Annotated in this window: 19 protein-coding genes and 1 pseudogene; 7 read left to right on the forward strand and 13 right to left on the reverse strand. The window is 51.7% G+C overall.

Annotation, left to right across the window (positions count from 1 at the left end; all coding sequences use genetic code 11):
* Positions 1-5: 5 nt before the first annotated feature.
* The 6 genes from ACR1XY_RS16800 to ACR1XY_RS16825 form a co-directional block, all read right to left on the reverse strand.
* Positions 6-458: a TspO/MBR family protein gene (locus tag ACR1XY_RS16800; protein ID WP_480594765.1), complete on the reverse strand. Its 453-nt coding sequence runs from the start codon at positions 456-458 to the stop codon at positions 6-8.
* A 13-nt stretch (positions 459-471) separates the two neighbouring features.
* Positions 472-951: an aggregation factor core gene (locus tag ACR1XY_RS16805; RefSeq protein ID WP_480594766.1), complete on the reverse strand. Its 480-nt coding sequence runs from the start codon at positions 949-951 to the stop codon at positions 472-474.
* Between the two features lie 172 nt (positions 952-1,123).
* Positions 1,124-1,507 carry a nuclear transport factor 2 family protein gene (locus ACR1XY_RS16810; protein ID WP_480594767.1) on the reverse strand — a complete coding sequence of 128 codons (384 nt, stop codon included), beginning with the start codon at positions 1,505-1,507 and terminating at the stop codon, positions 1,124-1,126.
* A gap of 144 nt (positions 1,508-1,651) precedes the next feature.
* The gene (locus ACR1XY_RS16815; RefSeq protein ID WP_480594768.1) at positions 1,652-2,032 is read right to left on the reverse strand and encodes a VOC family protein; all 381 of its coding nucleotides are present in this window, start codon (positions 2,030-2,032) and stop codon (positions 1,652-1,654) included.
* Entirely contained in the window at positions 2,033-3,046 is a 1,014-nt protein-coding gene (locus tag ACR1XY_RS16820; protein ID WP_480594769.1) for a zinc-binding alcohol dehydrogenase family protein, read from the reverse strand.
* A 26-nt stretch (positions 3,047-3,072) separates the two neighbouring features.
* The gene (locus ACR1XY_RS16825) at positions 3,073-3,363 is read right to left on the reverse strand and encodes a putative quinol monooxygenase (protein WP_480594770.1); all 291 of its coding nucleotides are present in this window, start codon (positions 3,361-3,363) and stop codon (positions 3,073-3,075) included.
* Between the two features lie 104 nt (positions 3,364-3,467).
* Here ACR1XY_RS16825 and ACR1XY_RS16830 point away from each other — a divergent pair, with 104 nt between their 5' ends.
* Entirely contained in the window at positions 3,468-4,355 is an 888-nt protein-coding gene (locus tag ACR1XY_RS16830) for a LysR family transcriptional regulator (protein ID WP_480594771.1), read from the forward strand.
* A gap of 509 nt (positions 4,356-4,864) precedes the next feature.
* Here ACR1XY_RS16830 and ACR1XY_RS16835 read toward each other — a convergent pair.
* A complete protein-coding gene (locus ACR1XY_RS16835) occupies positions 4,865-5,758 on the reverse strand; it encodes an ankyrin repeat domain-containing protein (RefSeq protein ID WP_480594772.1) in 894 nt (297 codons plus the stop codon).
* Between the two features lie 341 nt (positions 5,759-6,099).
* Here ACR1XY_RS16835 and ACR1XY_RS16840 point away from each other — a divergent pair, with 341 nt between their 5' ends.
* Entirely contained in the window at positions 6,100-7,227 is a 1,128-nt protein-coding gene (locus ACR1XY_RS16840) for a linear amide C-N hydrolase (RefSeq protein ID WP_480594773.1), read from the forward strand.
* Positions 7,228-7,348: 121 nt separating this feature from the next.
* On the opposite strand, the gene ACR1XY_RS16845 is transcribed toward ACR1XY_RS16840, so the two are convergent.
* Positions 7,349-7,975 carry a dioxygenase family protein gene (locus ACR1XY_RS16845; RefSeq protein ID WP_480594774.1) on the reverse strand — a complete coding sequence of 209 codons (627 nt, stop codon included), beginning with the start codon at positions 7,973-7,975 and terminating at the stop codon, positions 7,349-7,351.
* Positions 7,976-8,208: 233 nt separating this feature from the next.
* Complete coding sequence (locus tag ACR1XY_RS16850; protein WP_480594775.1) at positions 8,209-9,054, reverse strand: LysR family transcriptional regulator; 846 nt, start codon at positions 9,052-9,054, stop codon at positions 8,209-8,211.
* Positions 9,055-9,140: 86 nt separating this feature from the next.
* Here ACR1XY_RS16850 and ACR1XY_RS16855 point away from each other — a divergent pair, with 86 nt between their 5' ends.
* From ACR1XY_RS16855 to ACR1XY_RS16870, 4 genes are all read left to right on the forward strand, one after another.
* The gene (locus tag ACR1XY_RS16855) at positions 9,141-9,608 is read left to right on the forward strand and encodes a c-type cytochrome (protein ID WP_480594776.1); all 468 of its coding nucleotides are present in this window, start codon (positions 9,141-9,143) and stop codon (positions 9,606-9,608) included.
* A gap of 13 nt (positions 9,609-9,621) precedes the next feature.
* Positions 9,622-10,530 carry a cytochrome c gene (locus ACR1XY_RS16860; RefSeq protein ID WP_480594777.1) on the forward strand — a complete coding sequence of 303 codons (909 nt, stop codon included), beginning with the start codon at positions 9,622-9,624 and terminating at the stop codon, positions 10,528-10,530.
* A gap of 165 nt (positions 10,531-10,695) precedes the next feature.
* Positions 10,696-11,577, forward strand: a complete 882-nt coding sequence (locus ACR1XY_RS16865; protein WP_480594778.1) for a cation diffusion facilitator family transporter — start codon at positions 10,696-10,698, stop codon at positions 11,575-11,577.
* A 159-nt stretch (positions 11,578-11,736) separates the two neighbouring features.
* The gene (locus ACR1XY_RS16870) at positions 11,737-12,561 is read left to right on the forward strand and encodes a hypothetical protein (RefSeq protein WP_480594779.1); all 825 of its coding nucleotides are present in this window, start codon (positions 11,737-11,739) and stop codon (positions 12,559-12,561) included.
* Between the two features lie 75 nt (positions 12,562-12,636).
* Here ACR1XY_RS16870 and ACR1XY_RS16875 read toward each other — a convergent pair whose 3' ends face one another.
* Together ACR1XY_RS16875 and ACR1XY_RS16880 are read right to left on the reverse strand one after the other, a co-directional pair.
* Entirely contained in the window at positions 12,637-13,284 is a 648-nt protein-coding gene (locus ACR1XY_RS16875; RefSeq protein ID WP_480594780.1) for a response regulator, read from the reverse strand.
* Positions 13,281-14,684 carry a sensor histidine kinase gene (locus ACR1XY_RS16880; protein ID WP_480594782.1) on the reverse strand — a complete coding sequence of 468 codons (1,404 nt, stop codon included), beginning with the start codon at positions 14,682-14,684 and terminating at the stop codon, positions 13,281-13,283. Before ACR1XY_RS16880 ends, ACR1XY_RS16875 begins: the two co-directional genes overlap by 4 nt.
* Positions 14,685-15,158: 474 nt before the next feature.
* On the opposite strand from ACR1XY_RS16880, the gene ACR1XY_RS16885 reads away from it, so the two are divergent.
* Complete coding sequence (locus ACR1XY_RS16885; protein ID WP_480594783.1) at positions 15,159-15,392, forward strand: hypothetical protein; 234 nt, start codon at positions 15,159-15,161, stop codon at positions 15,390-15,392.
* Positions 15,393-15,499: 107 nt separating this feature from the next.
* Here the strand turns inward: ACR1XY_RS16885 and ACR1XY_RS16890 are convergent.
* Both ACR1XY_RS16890 and ACR1XY_RS16895 read right to left on the reverse strand, forming a co-directional pair.
* A pseudogene (locus tag ACR1XY_RS16890) lies at positions 15,500-15,706 on the reverse strand (integrase core domain-containing protein); the annotation flags it as partial.
* An 871-nt stretch (positions 15,707-16,577) separates the two neighbouring features.
* Positions 16,578-18,476 (reverse strand): alpha/beta hydrolase, encoded by a 1,899-nt coding sequence (locus ACR1XY_RS16895; protein WP_480594786.1) that lies wholly within the window; start codon positions 18,474-18,476, stop codon positions 16,578-16,580.
* Between the last annotated feature and the right edge of the window lie 292 nt (positions 18,477-18,768).

Below are 18,768 nucleotides of genomic sequence, written 5' to 3' on the forward strand. Positions count from 1 at the left end.
CTTTCTCAGTTCAGTATCGCAATAGAAAGGTTCAAGGCCGTGGCGAATGCGACCCACACAAAGTACGGCAGGAAGGTCAGTGCGGAAACCCGATCTGAATTCCTGACCCGAGCGATGAACACGACGATGACAATCAGCAACGCGACAATGACCACAAGGGCCAACCATGGCAGTTGCAGTACGAAAAAGGTTGGAGACCACAAAAAGTTCAGACCCATCTGCGCCCACCACAGCTTCATGGCGGTCGAGCTTCTGTCTGCTTCAAACTGGCGCCAACCCGCCATGGCGATCAACACATAAAGCACCGTCCAAACCGGGGCAAAAATCCAATTTGGTGGATTGAAAGCAGGTTTAGAAAGCTGCGCATACCAATCGCCAGGTGCGGTCAGTGTCCCGATCAGGACGCCACCTCCCAACATGAGCGCAAGAAATGCTATGCGGATCAACGAATTCGACATTGTGGGTCGGCTTTCAGCAGTCCTTGGTCGTCACGTTGACAAGCGCTTCGGAAGTGAAGGTCGCAATACCGGTTTCATCCGCATCGGCATATGACACCGTGGCGCCTTCGATCTCCGACCCTGTTACAGTGATTTCGCGTTGCCCGATGGTGTCATCTACATCGATGGTAAAGGCTAGTCTGTCCCCGGCCGCGAGGGAAGCGATCTCAAGCTCAATTGTATTTTGCCCGTCCACAACCGAAGGAAATTGACGCAGTGCATCAGCGCCCTCAACGAATTCAAGAGGTTGGAAGACCTTCACGCCCGCGCCTTTATCGGTGACGTCGAAAATCAAACGTCCGGCAGATTGCGACAAGTCAATTTTTAGAGTCGAGGCTTCAACTTCACACGTTCCGACATTTGTCAGAACAAAACGGTCCTTGGGTGCGCCTTCTATGAAGCGAATTTGAACTCCGGCTTGAAGCGAGGTGGCTGAGAAAACTCCAAGGGTCACCGCAAAAACGCAGGTTGGGAGCATGTTTATCTCCTTGCTGAGAGGTACTTGGTAGATACGCTTCGGCGGGTTTCTTGGATCAGACTTATGCTTTTTGACTATAACAGTTCAGCAGACAGGCTCTTTCGAAGTTCCATGCTCCGTATCTAGATCGATATCTAGATCGATTAGGTCAAAACATACCATTGTCATTCTCGCTCTTCGCGGGGACTTCCTGAAGAACGTCCCAATGTTCGACAATCTTACCTTGAGCGTCGAGGCGAAAGATATCGATCCCTGCGTACTCGAGACCATCTGGCCAGATCTGATGGCAATGCAGAACAACGTGGTCGTCTTCAGAAAACGCACGTTTGATGTCCACGCGCTTTCCCGGGTATTCGGCGGCCATGCGCTCAAAATATTCGACAAACGCTTGCTTGCCGTCGCCAACATGCGGATTGTGCTGCGTATAGGTTTCACCAACAAAGGTCGCTATGGCCTCGGCAGGTCGACACTCGTTGAACATCATTTCGTAGAAAGCGATGACGTTTTTCTTGTTTGTTTCGATGTCCGGCATGCTGATCTCCAAATCGACGTTTGCACCGCCCAAAAGTGTTGGCCCGTGTAATTTTTGGAAGCAACCCGGCAAGGACCTCGATCACCAATCGGCAAGAAGTTACCAGCTTGGTTTTGCGTTCCGACTGTTTCGAGGGTTTGCCACTTACTCGATTTCTTCGAAGTCGATATGAATATGATTTCCATCAGGATCGGCCACATGGATTTGGACCATGCGGGACCCCGGGACGTTAGTTTTGCGATACTGGATCTGACATGAGGTCAGTTTTTCCTCGAATGCACCCAACCCCGTGGCTGAGAGCGCAAAATGCTCGAGCTTGAGCTGTACTTCGGAGCCGACATTAGGCGTTCCTTCCTGACCCACAAGGTGGACCACGGCGTGATCACCTGCATACAACCAAGCTCCGGGAAACGGAAAATCAGGGCGGGCCCCGAGTTTCAAACCCAGGACCTTTTCATACCAAGTAACCATGTCAGACAACTTAGTTGTCACGATGTTCACATGATCCAGCCGTTCGATTCTCATCTAGAAACCCTCAAGCACGAGCTTTCCTTTGGCTTTGCCGCTTTCAAGGATAGCATGCGCTTTCATTAAGTTTGTTGCATTGATCTTACCAAGTGTTTCGGTTGCCGTGGATCTTATCTTTCCAACATCTATCAACCCGGCAACCTGATTCAGGATTTCGCTTTGACGGTTTATATCTCCAGTCCCAAAAAGCGACCGAGTGAACATGAACTCCCAATGCACGGAGATCGACTTGGGTTTGAACGGCGCGATGTCAAATTTCTCAGGATCGTCGATCAACCCAAAACGACCTTGGGGTGTCATCACCTCTCCAGCCTGAGACGCATATAGCTGGGAATGGTTCGTTGAATAGATGAAATCCACGTTTTCGACACCGAGAGCCCCAAGCTGTGTGCCAAATGGTTCCGCATGGTTGATGACATGGTGTGCGCCCAACTCTCGAACCCACTCTTGTGTCTCGGTACGGGATGCGGTGGCAATCACCGTCAAGTCAGTGAGAGCCCGCGCCAATTGAATGGTGATTGACCCGACACCACCTGCGCCACCTATGACCAGCAGCGTATTGGACCCGCCGGAAACGGCATTTTGGACTCGCAAGCGGTCGAACAGCATCTCGTACGCAGTAAGCGTCGTGAGCGGCATCGCCGCAGCCGCTGCCGCAGTTATGGATTTTGGCGCGGCTCCGACGATACGCTCATCCACCAGATGAAACTCAGCATTGGTTCCCGATCGGTTGATCGCCCCGGCGTACCAAACAGTATCGCCCGGACTGAAAGTCTTAACCAATTCGCCAACGGCCTCGACGACCCCTACGGCGTCCCACCCCAAAATTTCAGGTGACGGGCCTTCAGGAGCACGTTTTTGCCGAATTTTCGTATCGACCGGGTTCACTGACACGGCCTGCACCTTCACCAACAAGTCGTGCCCCTTCGGTGTAGGTTTATCGGTCTCGAAATCGATTAACGCGTCTGCCCGATCAATCGATCCTGTCTGGCGGTATCCCACGGCTTTCATAACGTGCTCCTTTGTCCGGTTTTTAATCAACCGATGATGGTCATCTCATTCAACGTGAATTCTGCAACTGCGCCCTCTGTTGCTTCCAGGTACGCAGTCAGATGCTGAGCACCCATGTGGGTCTGCCAAAGCTCTCGGCTTTCCCAGTTTTCGTAGAACACGAAATGAGCCGGGTTGTCGTTGTCCTGATGCAGATCATAATTTATGCAACCCTCTTCGGCACGGGTTATGTCGATGAGCTTGATAAGCTCAGCCTTTACGAGGTCAATCTTTTCGGGGTTGGCTTTGATGTTGGCGACGATCGTCAGCTTGGCCATTGGAATAGGTCCCTTGTTTTCATGAGCGATGCGCTAGATTTACGCCGCAGTGCTTTCGGGATAAACAGGGCAGGATTGAACATATAATCCGGAAATTCCGTTTAATGCTTCTAAACAATCTTCGCTTGTTTCTGACCATCGCCGAGAAAGGCAGCCTTGTGGCAGCGGCGCGAGAGACTGGGATGTCGAGCACGACAGTATCCGAGCGGCTCGCGGCTCTGGAAGCACATTACGGTGTGGTTTTGTTCAACCGCACCACCCGTTCCATTAGCCTGACCGAAGAAGGCCGGGTACTAGCTGATGGCGCAAAAAGCGTACTTAGCGAGGTTGCGGACCTGGACACACTTGTACGGCACGGCGCCGAAACTCTATCTGGTCCAATTCGCATAAGCGCGCCTATCGACTTGGGACGGAGCTTTGTTTCCGAAGTTATTGCCGAATTCACCGAAGATAACCCTGCCGTCTCAATCGAGTTGTCCCTCTCAGACGGCTACGTCGACCTTGTTGGCCAGGGTTTTGACCTCGCCGTTCGCTTCGGCAACATCACAGACAGCTCGCTCAGATTGCGAAACCTAGGAAGCTACCAACGGTTTGTATGTGCGTCCCCGGGTTACCTGGCCTCATTCGGAACGCCCGAAAAACCAGAAGACCTATTAAACCACAACTGCTTGGTCATGAGGTTTGGAGACATGATCGACAATGTTTGGGAGTTTGGATCAGGACCAAGTGCCAAGCGCGTATCGGTAAAGGGAAATCGAATAGTCAATGATGGTTCACTAATCCGCGATTGGGCGATTGCAGGTCATGGGGTCGTCTTGAAGTCGGAACTTGACGTCGGCGACGATGTTCGATCTGGCAGACTTGTTTCTGTCTTGCGCGAGTTCCTCCCACCGCCGAAACCTTTGCAAATGATGCTTCCACCCAGCCGGGCCCAACCTCGGCGCGTAACAGCCTTGACTGAGTATTTGCGTCGCAAATTTAATGCGAGTTGAGACAGAGAGCGTTTGTGCAAAGACTATCTCTTCAAAAGGCACGCTCTGGTTCGCAGACTTGCAGGGTGAAGCCCGCTTGAAGTTAAAAAGACAAGCGCAGCGAGATTGGGATAACTTCCTGGCTTTGAGATTGCGGGAGTTGCGTAAAGGCGGCAGGCCTATGGTCTCAACACTGGGTGCCATCCCGGATGCGAGCGAGGTCAATGGCATTTGCAGTTCTGGCCGACATACCTATTCTTCAAAAAAGAAGCCAAGCGCGCTGCCGCGTTTGATGTCAATTGCACCGGTTAGCACTAGGCTTCAAGCCCCTAAGCTAGGCAGTTGTAACACAAGCTGTTGGCGTGTCTGCGTGTCTTCAGCCTCAGAGGCCCAACCGACCTCCAAAGGCAGATATTTCAGCGATCAACAAATTCGCTAGACCTCAGAAATTGCGCTCGCAGTCCGAAGCTGACATTCTCAACTGAGCTTGGCAATACCAGCCCGTGAACAAAGCAGCCGTACACCCATTGCTAGGGTGTAAGTTGGGTGAGATAGGCGATTATGGCGATCCGAGCTGATCGATCAGGTTGACTGCCACGAGTCATGTCGGTTCCGGGAACGATGTTGAATGGATCGGCCAGAAAAACGTTCAATTCATCGGGTGTCCAGTATCCAGTCTGGGTCTGCATCTCATCAGAAAAAGGAAAGCCCTCGACTGATGCTTTGGCCCTCCCGACAACGCCGACAAGGTTGGGGCCAGGATGCTGACCCGCGCCAACTTCACCAGGCGTCATGCCATGACATCCGCCGCACTCGAAAGCCAACAGACGGCCTTCCTCAAGATCGGCCGCTTCAATTTCGCCCGGTTTCAGAGTGTCTACCGCTACTGGGCCTGCGCCCATCTCCCTCAAAAACGTGACCATCTCGGTTCGACCCTTCGTCCCCGCAAACTGAATTGGAGGCCAGCCAAAACGATCCTGCGCGTTAATGTCGGCGCCGTTTTCTAACAACATGCGGGCGGCTTCGATTGACCCGCGCTCGGCCGCCTGGTGGAGCGCCATAGACTTATATTCACCTCCGCGAAGGTTTGGATCAGCACCGGCTGCTAACAGTGCCGCGACAATTTCGGTGTGGTTATTGCGGGCGGCGACCCCCAACGCAGTGCCCATATCCGTCTCAGAATCTGGTTCAGCGCCCACTGACAAAAGGTGGTTAACCACCTCCGCTTGCCCACGCTGGGACGCGAAGTAAAGAGGCTTCGCTATCGTTTCCGGGTCTTGTTGCGAACCTTCGGGAAGAGCTTCTTTCAGGGCTGGCATGTCGCCTGAGATAGCGAAGGAAACCAAATCCTGAGCCGAAGCTGCGCCGGGTAAGAATGCAACCAAAAAAAGCAAGTGAAATCGCCAGAACAAGCGCAATTGCATCGTCGCCTCCTCCCTTAAGAGACTCTGATTGCAGAAGTGTAACACGTAGAGCGTACTGCGCCAAAACTAGGGTGAGCCAGCAGACAACGCGGGCCTTGAGCAACGGTATACAACTCTGTTGGCGACTAATTGCGCTCGGACGAATGTAATTTACGGGCTCAGTGTTGCCGTTCTCAACAATGATCATAATTGGCTGGTGGCAGCCCTTAGCGGAGCTTTTTTGAGAATTAGTGCAGAGATCGAGGGAACTAGCAATGATCAAGAGTTGCGACGGTGCTGTTTTCCTAGGTTAGTTGTTGTGGCACTGTTGTCACACAGTCCATTGGTATCGGGAGGTAGATATGTCCCTACTGAATTACTTAAATCGGTTCACAAACGTAGTCATTGCAAGTCTTTGCATCTGTGCGACCGCAAGCAATGCATGCACCGGAATTTCTCTAAAGGGCGCAGACGGCACGCTCGTTTTTGCACGAACGATGGAGTGGGGCACATTTGACCTCGGTGCCGAGTTTGTCGTTATTCCACGGGGCATTGAACTAAGCGCGACCAAAATGACTGACGGGCGGGATGGTATTAAATGGAACGCGAGATTTGGCGCAGCCGGCACTTCGGGAATGGGCCAACTCATCATGGGCGACATCATGAACGAGAGAGGGCTAACGGTCGGCACGTTTTACTTGCCTGGATATACGGAGTACCAAGAGTACATTCCGGAAGACGCCTCGAAGTCCATGTCTTCCACGGATGTTGCACTTTACCTTGCGACCCAATTCTCCTCGATAGATGAAATTCGAACCGGATTGCCGGATGTGCGGGTCGTACCTGTCGTCGACCCGATGATCGGCATCGTGCCACCTGTGCATTATATGGTGACCGAGCCTGGAGGCGACGCCGTTGTTATCCAATACATAGAAGGCGAACTGACGATATTTGATGCCCCTCTGGGCGTCGTTACAAATGCGCCTAACTATGACTGGCACATTGCCAACCTCAACAACTACCTAAACCTTTCGGCGATATCACTCCCCTCGATTGAACTGGAGGGCGTCAAGTTCGCACCTTTGGGGGCTGGGAGCGGAATGATCGGTTTGCCGGGCGACTTTACACCTCCGTCTCGCTTCGTACGCGCTGTCGCGTTCACCCAGACAGCCCGCCCGACTGAAGGAGGGTTTGATACTGTCCGCGAAGCCTTTCGCATATTGGACAACTTCAATGTACCGACATCCGCTGCGGAGGGTTCATCGGCAACCGACGCTCTGGAGACTCTGATCTATAGCGCAACGCAGTGGACGATAGCTTCTGACCTTACGAACATGAGAATGTACTACCACACGGCTTGGAACCGAGACGTGCGAATGATTGATCTGAAAAAGATCGATTTTGAAGACAGTTCGGCAGGTATCCGACGTGTTCCGCTGGATGCTTCCCGCGAACCATCAGTTACAGAAGTGGATGCCTTTGCCAGGTGAGCAATCGAGAAGGCCATGCAGCGGTCATTCTAGTGTTTTGGTCAGATGACCGCGGCCAGCCCAAAGCGGACATTCACAACAAGACGTTGCGATTCCGGCTTTTGGGACTGAAGCTTCCTCTTTAGACAACAACATTGATGATCGCTTCAAGACCAGTCGCACCCTGCGCAAATTCCATAGACACTGCATTGGCCTCTGCCTCGGACATACGGTTAAACAACCCATCGCGGGAATTGTTCGGATGGCCTTTGATGTAAAACTGCGTTGTCAACAGTTCGCGATTTCCATCAAACACCTTCACATGAATATGTGGTGTGCGCCCTGGGTAGATCGTGGGCTTAATTGTGCGAAACACGTAGTTCCCGCCGTTGTCAGTTACGTTATGGCCAAAGCCTTGGAAGGCCTGATCAAAGCCAAAACTGCGACGGTCGCGCGGGTGCATATAGTTACCGTCCATGTCGCATTGCCAGATTTCGATGCGATGCCTGGCAAGGGGTTGTCCGTCGGTGTCAGTCAGCGTCCCACGCAGTGTAAAGACTTCGCCACCGGCTTCTTCAACACGCCCTCTGATCTTAACGAGGTCATTATCTATGTCAGGTGTTCGCATGGCCGGCGTCGGATAATATGGCCCTTCTGCGGCACCTGGTGTAAGCACAGCCGCAGTGGCTTTTGCACCCAAGGAACTGATGCCCATTAGCCCTGCAATACCGCTGAGAAGGTTACGGCGGGACTTATCATTCGGCTTCATAGCGTGTCCTTTCCCCTGCGGGATGCCCTACTCATCAAAAATTACATACCATGCTGCGCACGTCACGTCGAAGTCTGACTAGCGGGCCTTCGCGTGCTTGCGTTCAATGCCCGCTCGCAGGCAAAAACGGTAGTTGCGATAGTTGCCTTGCAAGGAATACGGCGACACTTGAAATGCTAAGCCTCTGATGTTGATCTGCCGAATTAGCCACGGGTTGCTCTTTTTTGATGAGTTCAATTGGACAGAGCCATGGTTATGCGCTCAACCAAAGCCCGTTGCACGACGGCAAACCTTGGTGTTTGCGCGATTTCCTCCAATGTCACCACCCAAAGAGGAACCACCAGATCTGGACTTGTGCCTTTTGACTTATGAAGACGGGGGTCAGCATCACCAATGAACTCAGGCAAAAACGTCTTGCCCACTCCGGACGCAGCCATCTGCTGAAGCACCAAAAAACTGTCTGCTCCGTTGGTCGTTTGTTCAGCATCCACGTTTTCTTCTAGCCACCTGGCAGGGAGAGAGCGGCTCAACGCGCCATCAAGCCTCAACCATTTTTGATTTGGGGAACCATCATCGTAAACCCCGAACGACAATACGCCTGATCTTTCTCCAACCAAGCCGTCTTCAAGTTTTATCGATGGGCGCACAGCAATATCCGCAGTCAGCCGGGATAGATCATGGTGACTGTTGCTACTCAACAGAGTCAGCTCCAAACTTGGGTACTCTTTGGAGATTTCATTCACAATCTGAGGCAAAACCATCTGACAAAGACTATCAGTGGACGTGATACGCACATGACCTGCTGGAGAGCGGTTTGCCCCCACAATTGCCCTCTCTACTGACAGCACCGCATCTTCCACGTTTTCCATAGCCGAGAGAATTGTTCTGGCTTCGGGGAGAACGGAATATCCTGACGGGCTTTTATGAAAAATCACGCAGCCATTGCGCTCTTCGAATGCGGCCACCCTGCGCAGGACTGTAGCGTGCGTTACGCCCATGGCCGTCGCCGCCGCGTTCAACGAACCGTATTTGCTTACGGCTAGTGCGTACCGAATATCATCCCAGTTTTGATTGTTCATAAATTAACAAGAAAAGGCAAATAACAAACAATTACAATAATATTCGTTCAAGTTAAAATTAAGCATATTCAACAGTGAGAGACATCATGATGAAGAAATTCTCGGTCGTCGCGGCTGGCCTATTGTCTGCAGCAGTTATTGGCGCAGCCATTGCCCATGAAAGCGAAAATCCGGCTGTGAAAGCTCGGACCTCAATCATGCAGCTCTATGCCTTCAATCTTGGTACGCTTGGCGGTATGGCTAAGGGAGAGATCGACTATGATGCCGAGGCTGCAACAAAGGCCGCGAATAACCTTGTTGTTCTTACGCAGATCGACCAATCCGCGATGTGGCCTCCGGGATCGGATAATGTGTCCGATCCCTCGACACGTGCTTTGCCCGCAATCTGGGAAAACTTCCTTGACGTTGGTGCAAAGGGGCAGGCCTTGGCTGACGCTGCTGTTGCGATGCAGGCCGCAGCTGGACAAGATGTTGATGCCCTGAAAGCAGCGATGGGCGATCTGGGTGGAAGCTGTTCGGCATGTCACAAAGCGTACAGAGCGCCGAAAGACTAATTGGTAGATAGCTGTGAAGCGGTTTTTCCTTTTCACCGCTTTCGCTGCTCTTTTGGTTGGGTTGGCTGGATTGTTGCTGACCCGACCGCAAAGAGTGGATCAGGTTCGTCTCGAAGGCATTACTCCCGATCTCGCCAGAGGTGAAGTCGTTTTCTACGCAGCGGGATGTGCCTCTTGCCACGCAGCGCCGGAAGCGGTTGGCGAAGAAAAGCTCATGCTCTCTGGAGGTCGCCGGTTTGAGACGGTGTTCGGCACGTTCATTGCCCCCAACATTTCCAGTGACCCGGACGCTGGTATTGGGTCCTGGTCTGCCCTGGATCTTGCCAATGCTCTGATACATGGAACCGGACCCGAAGGGCAGCACTATTTTCCAGCCTTCCCATATTCATCTTACGCCAACATGTCGGCCGAGGACGTTGTTTCGCTCCATGCGTTCCTCGGCACTCTTCCAGCGTCACCAGACCAAAGCGCAGCCCATGAAGTTGGCTTTCCCTTCAACGTTCGACGCGGCTTGGGTGGATGGAAGCTTTTGTTCATGTCGCCCGGCTGGGTGATCGAAGGTGATCTGACCGACCAACAAAGACATGGACGGTATTTGGTGGAGGCGCTTGGCCACTGCGCTGAATGCCATACGCCGCGCAACGGCTTAGGGGGTCTGAAACGCGATATCTGGCTTACAGGTGCTCCAAATCCAAACGGTAAAGGTCGCATTCCCGGCCTGACCTCAGACCAGCTTGATTGGTCCGAAGCTGACATTGCCGAGTACCTAAAATCCGGTTTCACACCGGATTATGACAGTGCAGGTGGTGAGATGGTAGATGTGATCGAGAACACATCCCGCCTCACGGATGAGGACCGTTTGGCGATTGCTGCCTATCTCAAAACTGTACCTGCGTTATCGACAGGGCTGCCATCGGAGTAACAGTCGTTTGGCGCCATGCAGCGAAAACCATATGTTGTCGCCGGTCGCAAATATGAAGCCGTAAGGCTTATTTCCTTTTTACCAAACAACTGTTTTACGTTTTGAACACCGGAACTTTGCAATCGCCCGAGTATCTGTTCATAACTGATTGAAGGTCGTGGCCAAGTGACACAAAAAATCGCTCTTTGGTCTATTCCAATATCCATTGCGGTACTGACCCTGAAACTGCTGGCTTGGTGGCTGACAGGCTCGGTGGCATTGTTGTCAGACGCGATGGAATCAACCGTGAATGTCGTTGCGGCGCTGCTGGCCTATTTCGCAATTCGGGTTGCAAACAAGCCCCCTGATGAAAACCACCCCTTTGGTCACAAAAAAGCTGAGTATCTTTCTGCTGTCGTCGAGGGCGTACTCATTGTGCTGGCGGCGTTCTTGATCATCAGAGAAGCTGTGCTGGCGCTCCCAAACCCGCATCTTGAGGATACACCACTTCTTGGAATCGCCATCAATGTCATTGCAACGGGCGTAAATGGCGCATGGGCCTACCTATTGCTCAAAATCGGCAGGCGCGAGGGTTCACCTGCATTGGAGGCAAGCTCCAGGCACGTTTTCACAGATGTCATGACTTCAGTTGGTGTCGTCGCGGGACTGATACTTGCCCTTGTCACTGGCTGGCTAATCCTCGACCCGATCCTGGCAATTCTTGTTGCACTGAACATCTTGTGGGAGGGATGGAAAGTTATTCGAGCCTCCGTCGATGGCCTGATGGATGTGACCCTGTCGGACCATGACTTGCAAATTGTCTCTAACGCTATCGAGTCAAATCTCGGCGCAGCATTAGAATACCACGACCTCAAAGGGCGTAGATCCGCAAATGTCATTTTCGTGGAGTTTCATCTTGTTGTGGACGGCGCAATGCCAGTCAGCGCCGCGCACGATATATGCAATGACATCGAGGAAGAATTGGAGCGTTTGTATCCGGGTTCCGTCTTTGTCATTCACCTCGAACCTGATGACGAGTTGAAGGGTGTCGGGGTTAACTCCCACTAAACTTGTCAATTAGCACTGCAAAAACACTATCGGTTTGACTGATCTGGCTAAGACGTTCGGCTTGAAATTCATCAGACCAAAGCCCGATGTGGGAAAGCCGGACCAATAGTAACCTGTCTCCAACGTCGCGAAGCGTGACGATCAGAATTGGAGGCGAAAATGAAAATTCAAAGAAAGCTGGGTCAACTTTTTAGTACCGCGGCGTTGGCTTCGTTGATTGCGGCCACGCCTTATGTGCCAGCGTTTGATGCTGATGGTCGCCTACATTTTGAACCGTCATATGCCTTTGCCAAAAGCGGCAAGGGGAAAGACGGGGATGGTCGTGATGATGATCGGGATGATGATAGAGACGACGACCGGGATGATAACTCGGGGTCTGGCAATAGCGGCCGTGGTGGCGACCGCGATGATGATAGAGACGATGATGGCGACGACGACAGAGATGATGACCGTGACGACAATTCGGGGTCAGGAAAAAGTGGTCGCGACGACGATGATGATGATGATGATGACTCCAAACGCTCCAATAGAGGCAGCGGAAAGAAGGATCGGTCTCAAGCAGGGGGCAAACCGTCGGGTTCGGCCGGGATAACGAAGGTCGAAACAAACGCTAACGGCATTGAAGTGCGTTACGCGGACGGAACCAAGGAGGAGATCGAAAACGGGCGGTATGAGAGAAAGAATGCTCAGAACCGAACTGTTGAGGAACGCCCCGCGACCGGTGCTGACGTCTCTAGGCTTCGGTCTTTGGCGAATGGTATCTCAATCGACAACGTGCGTACTTCTGGGCAAGGCGGCACTGCTGGAAGTCGACCCACGAAAATCGAACGCCAGGGCAATAATATCGAAGTGAACTATGCCAATGGGTGGAAAGAGGAGATCGAGTTTGGGCGCTACGAGTTGAAAGACCCGTACAACCGGACAGTCGTTGAGAGAAACGCAACGGCCTCTGATCGCCGGAGGTTACAATCGGTTGCCAACTGAACAACAACTCCAGTCAATAATCCGTTGGCGGCGTCTTTTGGTGAGGGGCCGCCATCTCCGTCAAAAAGACTGTGGTTAACCTCCTTTATTCCAAACATCATGGGCAATGAGCGCGGCCTCTACCCGATTTCGCGCGTGGAGCTTGGACAGTATTGCCGTCATGTAGTGCTTCACGGTCTTTTCCTGAAGGTCTAACTCGTCAGCTATTTCACGATTACTCAGACCTTTGGCCACACGTCGAAGTATTTCTTCCTCACGATGCGTAAGGTCATCGAGAAGGCTGCCGTTCTTAGAGATGCCGCTGTCAGTGTTGATTTGAAGTAGTACACGCGACGCCAAGCCCGGAGAAACGAACCCTTCACCTGCGGCGATGCTGCGTAAGGAAGCGGTTAGTTCGCTCGCGGATACTCCCTTCACAATGTACCCAATCGCTCCCGCCTCCAAGGCGTCCGCGACATCGCTGCTGTTCTCAGAGACCGTCAAGATTGCAATGAAGGGCGGGTTTGCCATTGCCGCAATTTTTTGTGTCGCGCTTATCCCGCCACCGGGCATCGACAGGTCAAGAATGACTATGTCTGGCTGATGCGTGCCGACCAGCGATACTGCCTCTTCAGCGCTGGACCCAGCAGCTAAAACTTCAAAACCATCAGCTTCATCCAACGTGCGTTGCAATCCATCCCTGAAAATTGGATGATCATCCGCTATAATTACAGATGTTGTCATGATGCACTCATCTTTCTGAATAACAGTGTCATAGCAATGGTGGTGCCTTCGCCCAGTCTCGATGCGACTTCGAACCTGCCACCAATACTCTCGACCCGATCTCGCAAGCCCATAAGCCCCTGGCCACCATCGTCTCGCAACGCGGTTTCTTCTGACCTGTCAAATCCAGGTCCGTCGTCTTTGACCTTTATGACTATGCGGTCGTTCTGCACCTCAGAGATAACTGTGCACTTGGAAGCTGGGGCATATCTCGCGGCGTTGGAAAGCGTTTCCTGGAGGAACCGAAACACACATAGTTTGTCGGACAATGACAGCTCTGGAGTTCGGCTGCCCTGAAACGAAATATCGGGTCGCAACGGGCTGTGTTCCGAGTGATCTTCTACGGCTCTCTTCACAACATCGACGAGTGATAGGCTGTCGATATCTGGTGCGGACAGTCCTCGCGATATAGCACGAATTTCAGCCAGTGACTTTTGCAGAGACTGCTGAATTTCCTCTGCCTCCTTGGGCTGTTCGGAACCTTTGGAAAACGCCGCCTCCAGTCTAAGGGCGGCGAGCGACAGGTATTGCGCAGGACCATCATGTAGCTCGGCACCAAGATTCTTGAGGAACCGATCTGTTTGCGTGGCATATCTTTCCGACGCCTCGACAACACGCGACCGCAGCTGGACATTCTGCTCAGCCATCCTCTCACTTTCTTTCAGGCGCCGTTTAAGAAGAGTCCCCTGTCGTCGAATTGTTTTGTCGCCGATTGCGACAATGGAATACAGAACAATAGTACTTGCAAGAAATGCGGAACCGACGACCAACCAACTTGTTCGCCTGGCCTTGGCTATGTCTAGCTCCAGCTGGTCAGCTCTTTCGTAGAACTCCGCAACTGCGATGATTTCACCGGACCAGAGTTCGCGGATAGGGCTGTAAACTTCAAGTAATGGTATCCCCAATGCCGCCTCGGCGGCGCTCTCGGCATGATCAAGCTCTTCGAACGAGCCGGAGATATCACCGCTCCACGCCCGCCTTAAGTCATCCGTTGGATTGAAACGGCTTCCAATGATGTCTGTATCCGAGGCATGCGCAATCACACCGCCTTGCTTCCAGAACTTGTAGGAGACAATGCGGTCACGCATTGGCTGGGTCATAAAAATCTCGTCCAGCGCCAGGCTCGCCTGCTCAGAAAGGCGGTCGCCATGTGCCAATTCCTGGCTGAGCGGGGATACTACGCTTTCCATATACAGCGCTGCGGAGTTGGCGGAGTTTTGCACGACAGCGTTCTGGATTCGATTTGACACCCAGACCCCAACGATTGCGGTAGCAGTACCCATCACGAAAATACTGGCCGCAAGAAACACTCGCGACAACGACCAATTGCCAATCGTCAGGTCAGTTACTTTCGCTCTCATCGTGAAATCGACTATGAACTACAATCTGCTATCGCACCACAGACCTTGGTCTGACGTGACCTGGCCTGAACTCGGAAACTGTGCATCTAACCTGTTGCCAAGCTTAAGCGACTTCCTTCTTTTTCGTTTGAGGCTGTGTCGGTCGACGAACGCAACCAGCGTTGAAAATGGACGAACCAAACACCCAATACGTGGTGCACCATTGATGGCTGATTGTTAGAATACTTTCTCAGTGTGCTCAAATTCGTTGCGAGAGACACTTCGCCCAGCTTTGCAAAGTCAGCTTTCTGCGCATCACAGACCTTAGTGTGCCGAGAAGCATTTTGTATTATGGGCTCAAGGCTGCCACTGATCTAGATTTCACGACTGGCCGTTGTTCGGGTGCAGCGGGTGGTTGGTCCACGAAGTCGCAAACGCTCCATAATTGTTGTTTTTGTAAACCGTACTCCAATCGCGGAAGCCCGAGCTGGAATCATGTCCGGACTTGCGAATATCTCTGACAACAAGGTCCGAGTTTTTGAAGATGAAGCCCCACATCTCGACATCCCGGCTAAGGATGTGACCGGCTGGATCAAGGGGCACACACGCCGCAGCAGCGTTTGGTATCTGGTTCGAAAGATCGCCGAGTTGGCATTTCGGGAGATTGAAGCAACATCTGACAATGAGCAGACTGTTTCACCAGATGACACCCTGCAAAACGAACATTGAGGAGTATCGGAGCTGGTCTCCCTGTCCGTCGTCAGGGATTTTGGGACAGATGGCCACCTGAGCTAAGAGAGGATCTGGCACTGACCTGCCCCCCGATGGTCCCTCATTCATAACGAGAGTCTGCGGGTCTGGTTTTCATATTCATCGGTTTCGGTTTGGGCAAGCGCGTCGGGCGCGGAGCCCTCAAATTGCTCAAGCGTCCGGCGCGCTTCTGCGGGCGTCTTGTTGCTGAGCGATGAGTGCGGTCTGACATTGTTGTAGTCGTAGCGCCAAAGCGCCAGCTTGCGGCGGGCATCGCCCAAATCGTCGATCATAAGATCACACGCCTCGACGAGCTCCTCCCCTGGCGTTACGCTGCCCAAGCAGCGTAACAGCCTAAGCGCAAACCCAACAGGCCAGGTTCAACGGACGGGCACGATATTCCTAGCGGTGCTGGAGTAATAAATCTTGATACCGGTGCGCAGTTAGTCGCAAAACATATGGCTGTAAGCGGCCGTCGTCTGGTGCTAGATCTTGGCACAACTGTTTCTGTCAACGCCATCGCAGCCATTCACCTGCCACATGGTTTTCAGGGGGAAGCAGACGGCAAAGAGCTTCCGATGACTACTTGGGGAAGTATTGTGCCTTTGGAAATTGCACCTGGGTGAAAATCACCAACAACTGGATATTCGTGAGCTGTGGTCCTAATCCTCCCCCTCTGAAGTCGTCCGCCATTTTGGTTAAGAAAACGGAGGAACCACATGGCGAACAAGCGACCAAATATGTCAATATTCACGCTTTATTTGCTCCAGAGAATGATAATACGACGCAGTAGAGCATTTTTCCAATCAAAAAGAATACTAGCCATCCAACCAATACAGCAATCCACATTAACTCCCTATCAAGGATGTCTGGCCTATAAAAATAGGAGATCAATGGCACTGCTGGCAGAAGAATAACGACTGCAACCGACAAACCGAAGCCCCTCAACAAGCTCTTGTTTCGGCAACGAGGTGAAGGTGTCCTTTTCGCTCTGACTATACCAAGTAAAACAAATCCAAAGCACACAATAGCTTTTAGCAAAAAATCCAAATCTGCGAAGCAGAGTCCTAACTCGTTCATCCAAGTATTTATGTAGCGCATTTGAGATAACTGATCATAAGGTAAACTACGCCGCGTTCTCTCATATTTGATTTCCAAGCGCGGCTATTGAAGATAGTAGTAAGTTAATCCCCGTAACGTGTTGCTGGGTAAACTACGTTCTGATGCGTTAGACCTTTCACGTAGTAGCACTTTGGCGTCTTGCGCGACTTCTTCAATGTCAAAAACGTGAGTGTGATTGTTGCCAATCCACTCGTTGTCGAGGCTTGAAACGTCTATAGTATCAAGGCCACTCATTACAAAAAGATGTTCTCCAGCTAGGCCAGCTGGGAGAAGGCCACGGCTTACCAACCGGGATGCATTCAAAGGGCGATCAAAGCTATTGCAATAAAGACTAACCAATTCACCATTACTTACGTATTCTCTGAGTTCGCTGCCAAACTGTGCTTGAGGAACATCCGGCGCAACAAAAACGGAATTTGTTATTTCAAAGTTGTTATTTGCTGATTCTTCCAAGAATTTCAGCCCCACTGTCCCACCCATGCTGTGGGCGATCAATGACATCTCGTAGTCCATCCCCTGACGCGCTAAGCTCCGCACAAATCCTCGGGTGAATGCGTTGTTGAAGTCTGTCGCCCTCAGATCTCGAATGTATCCACTCTTGGTTCCCTCAGAAGGCCAACTCCACAACACTACGGGATCTTCTATTTCTAGATCCAAAGCCATTGAGATTGCGCGCTCTAGCCCTTCTTTGAAAGAAGTATTGTAGCCGTGGATAAACAGAGTGATCTCCTGTTCATCGGAGTTTCTAGCGACCTCGGCAAACATCTGGGCGCATGCTTCTGTACCTTCAAGAATATTGGCATCCATAACGTTCACAGGACCGCTGTATGGTTCACCAAATCTGCGTTGGTGACTACGGTCATAGTCAAACTCACCGCACTTCAACTTCACGTCGGCAAGTTGACTAATTCCAAATCGCTTTCGAATATCAGAGTGTGCTTCTTCATTGCGATTAGTGACAAAAAAAACCCGACCAACGGCTTGGTTGGTCGGCGCATCCAATTCTTGCCGAGGCAGTTGCCCAGCTTCCCAAACTTGAGCGAGTTTGTTTTCGACGAAGTCGTCTTCTGCATCGTACAATTCGTTCCAGGCAGAAACTGCAGCCAAGACAATTTGATCATCTTCTCTGCTGCGTTCTTCAACGGAAAGAAACTGGATGTCTTGGCTTAGAGCAAACTCGCGAGCTGTCTCGAATTCGGATTGTACAACCTCTCTAGCCGAAGTCTTCGACTCTTCAACAGCCTCGTCGATGGCCTGCCGCTCAGCCTCTGTGATGCTGAGCCAAAACTCCAGATTGGCAAGTAGAAACCCACTTCTTTGGTCAGTGTTCGCAACTACACTTCCACCGCGAAATGCGCTCTGAAACTGCTCCGAAAACTCAGCGTTGAAGGCCAATTCCGCAGCGTCAATGTTTCCCGCTCGAAGTTCATCAAATACTGATCCGCCAGGGCCAAAGATCGGCTCAACGGAAAGCTGCAAAAGCGTTTGTTCTGACCTCTCGCTGAATGTTCGGACTTTTGCACCCTCCAATGTGCTCAGCCCACCTTCGCCGAACCTTTTTGGCGACCACAAAGATCTATTAATTGTGTTCCAGAATGACAAGAAAACGAAACCTTTTGCTCCCAACTCCATTGCCACAGCATCACCGAAAACTGAGTCCTCAAGTAAAAATGTTTCTTCTGGAGAACGTGTGAGACCGGGTTGAGACGCCAGGGTTGAAATGTTTAAACCTGGATCCTCTCCTATTCCTGGGAAGAGCAGAGCGGGTAATAAAGCCATGTCGGTTTTTCGATCAAGAAGGCTTTGCGCAATTTGATTGGGCTCCGAGACTTCTTCGTAAGTTACTCTTATAATAGAGATATCATCAGCCTTTAACGCACTTGAACTTTCCAAAGACGACAAGAATCGCTCGGTAGCGGGGTCAATGATTTGAGGCACCATCACACTTATCTCAAGTGCGCGAGCACTATTAGGGAACAAGAGAAACACGCTCGCGAGCACAGAGAGCGTTAGCTTTGCCGCACTTAGAAATCGGCTTTTGTTCGAATCCCAAAACATCTATAATTTCCAATAGATTATCAACCTTCTTATAATTTCTTAAGGATACGCTGTTTTAGAAAAAATGTCCAATTTACAACCTTTCTAGGGTCAGGACTCATAGCCAATAGATGACGAGTGCTGCGAGGGCGATGGCTGACAGGAAGACCTTCGGGCACCTGTCGTAGCGGGTCGC

This window comes from Ruegeria sp. AD11(2025), from assembly GCF_056542405.1.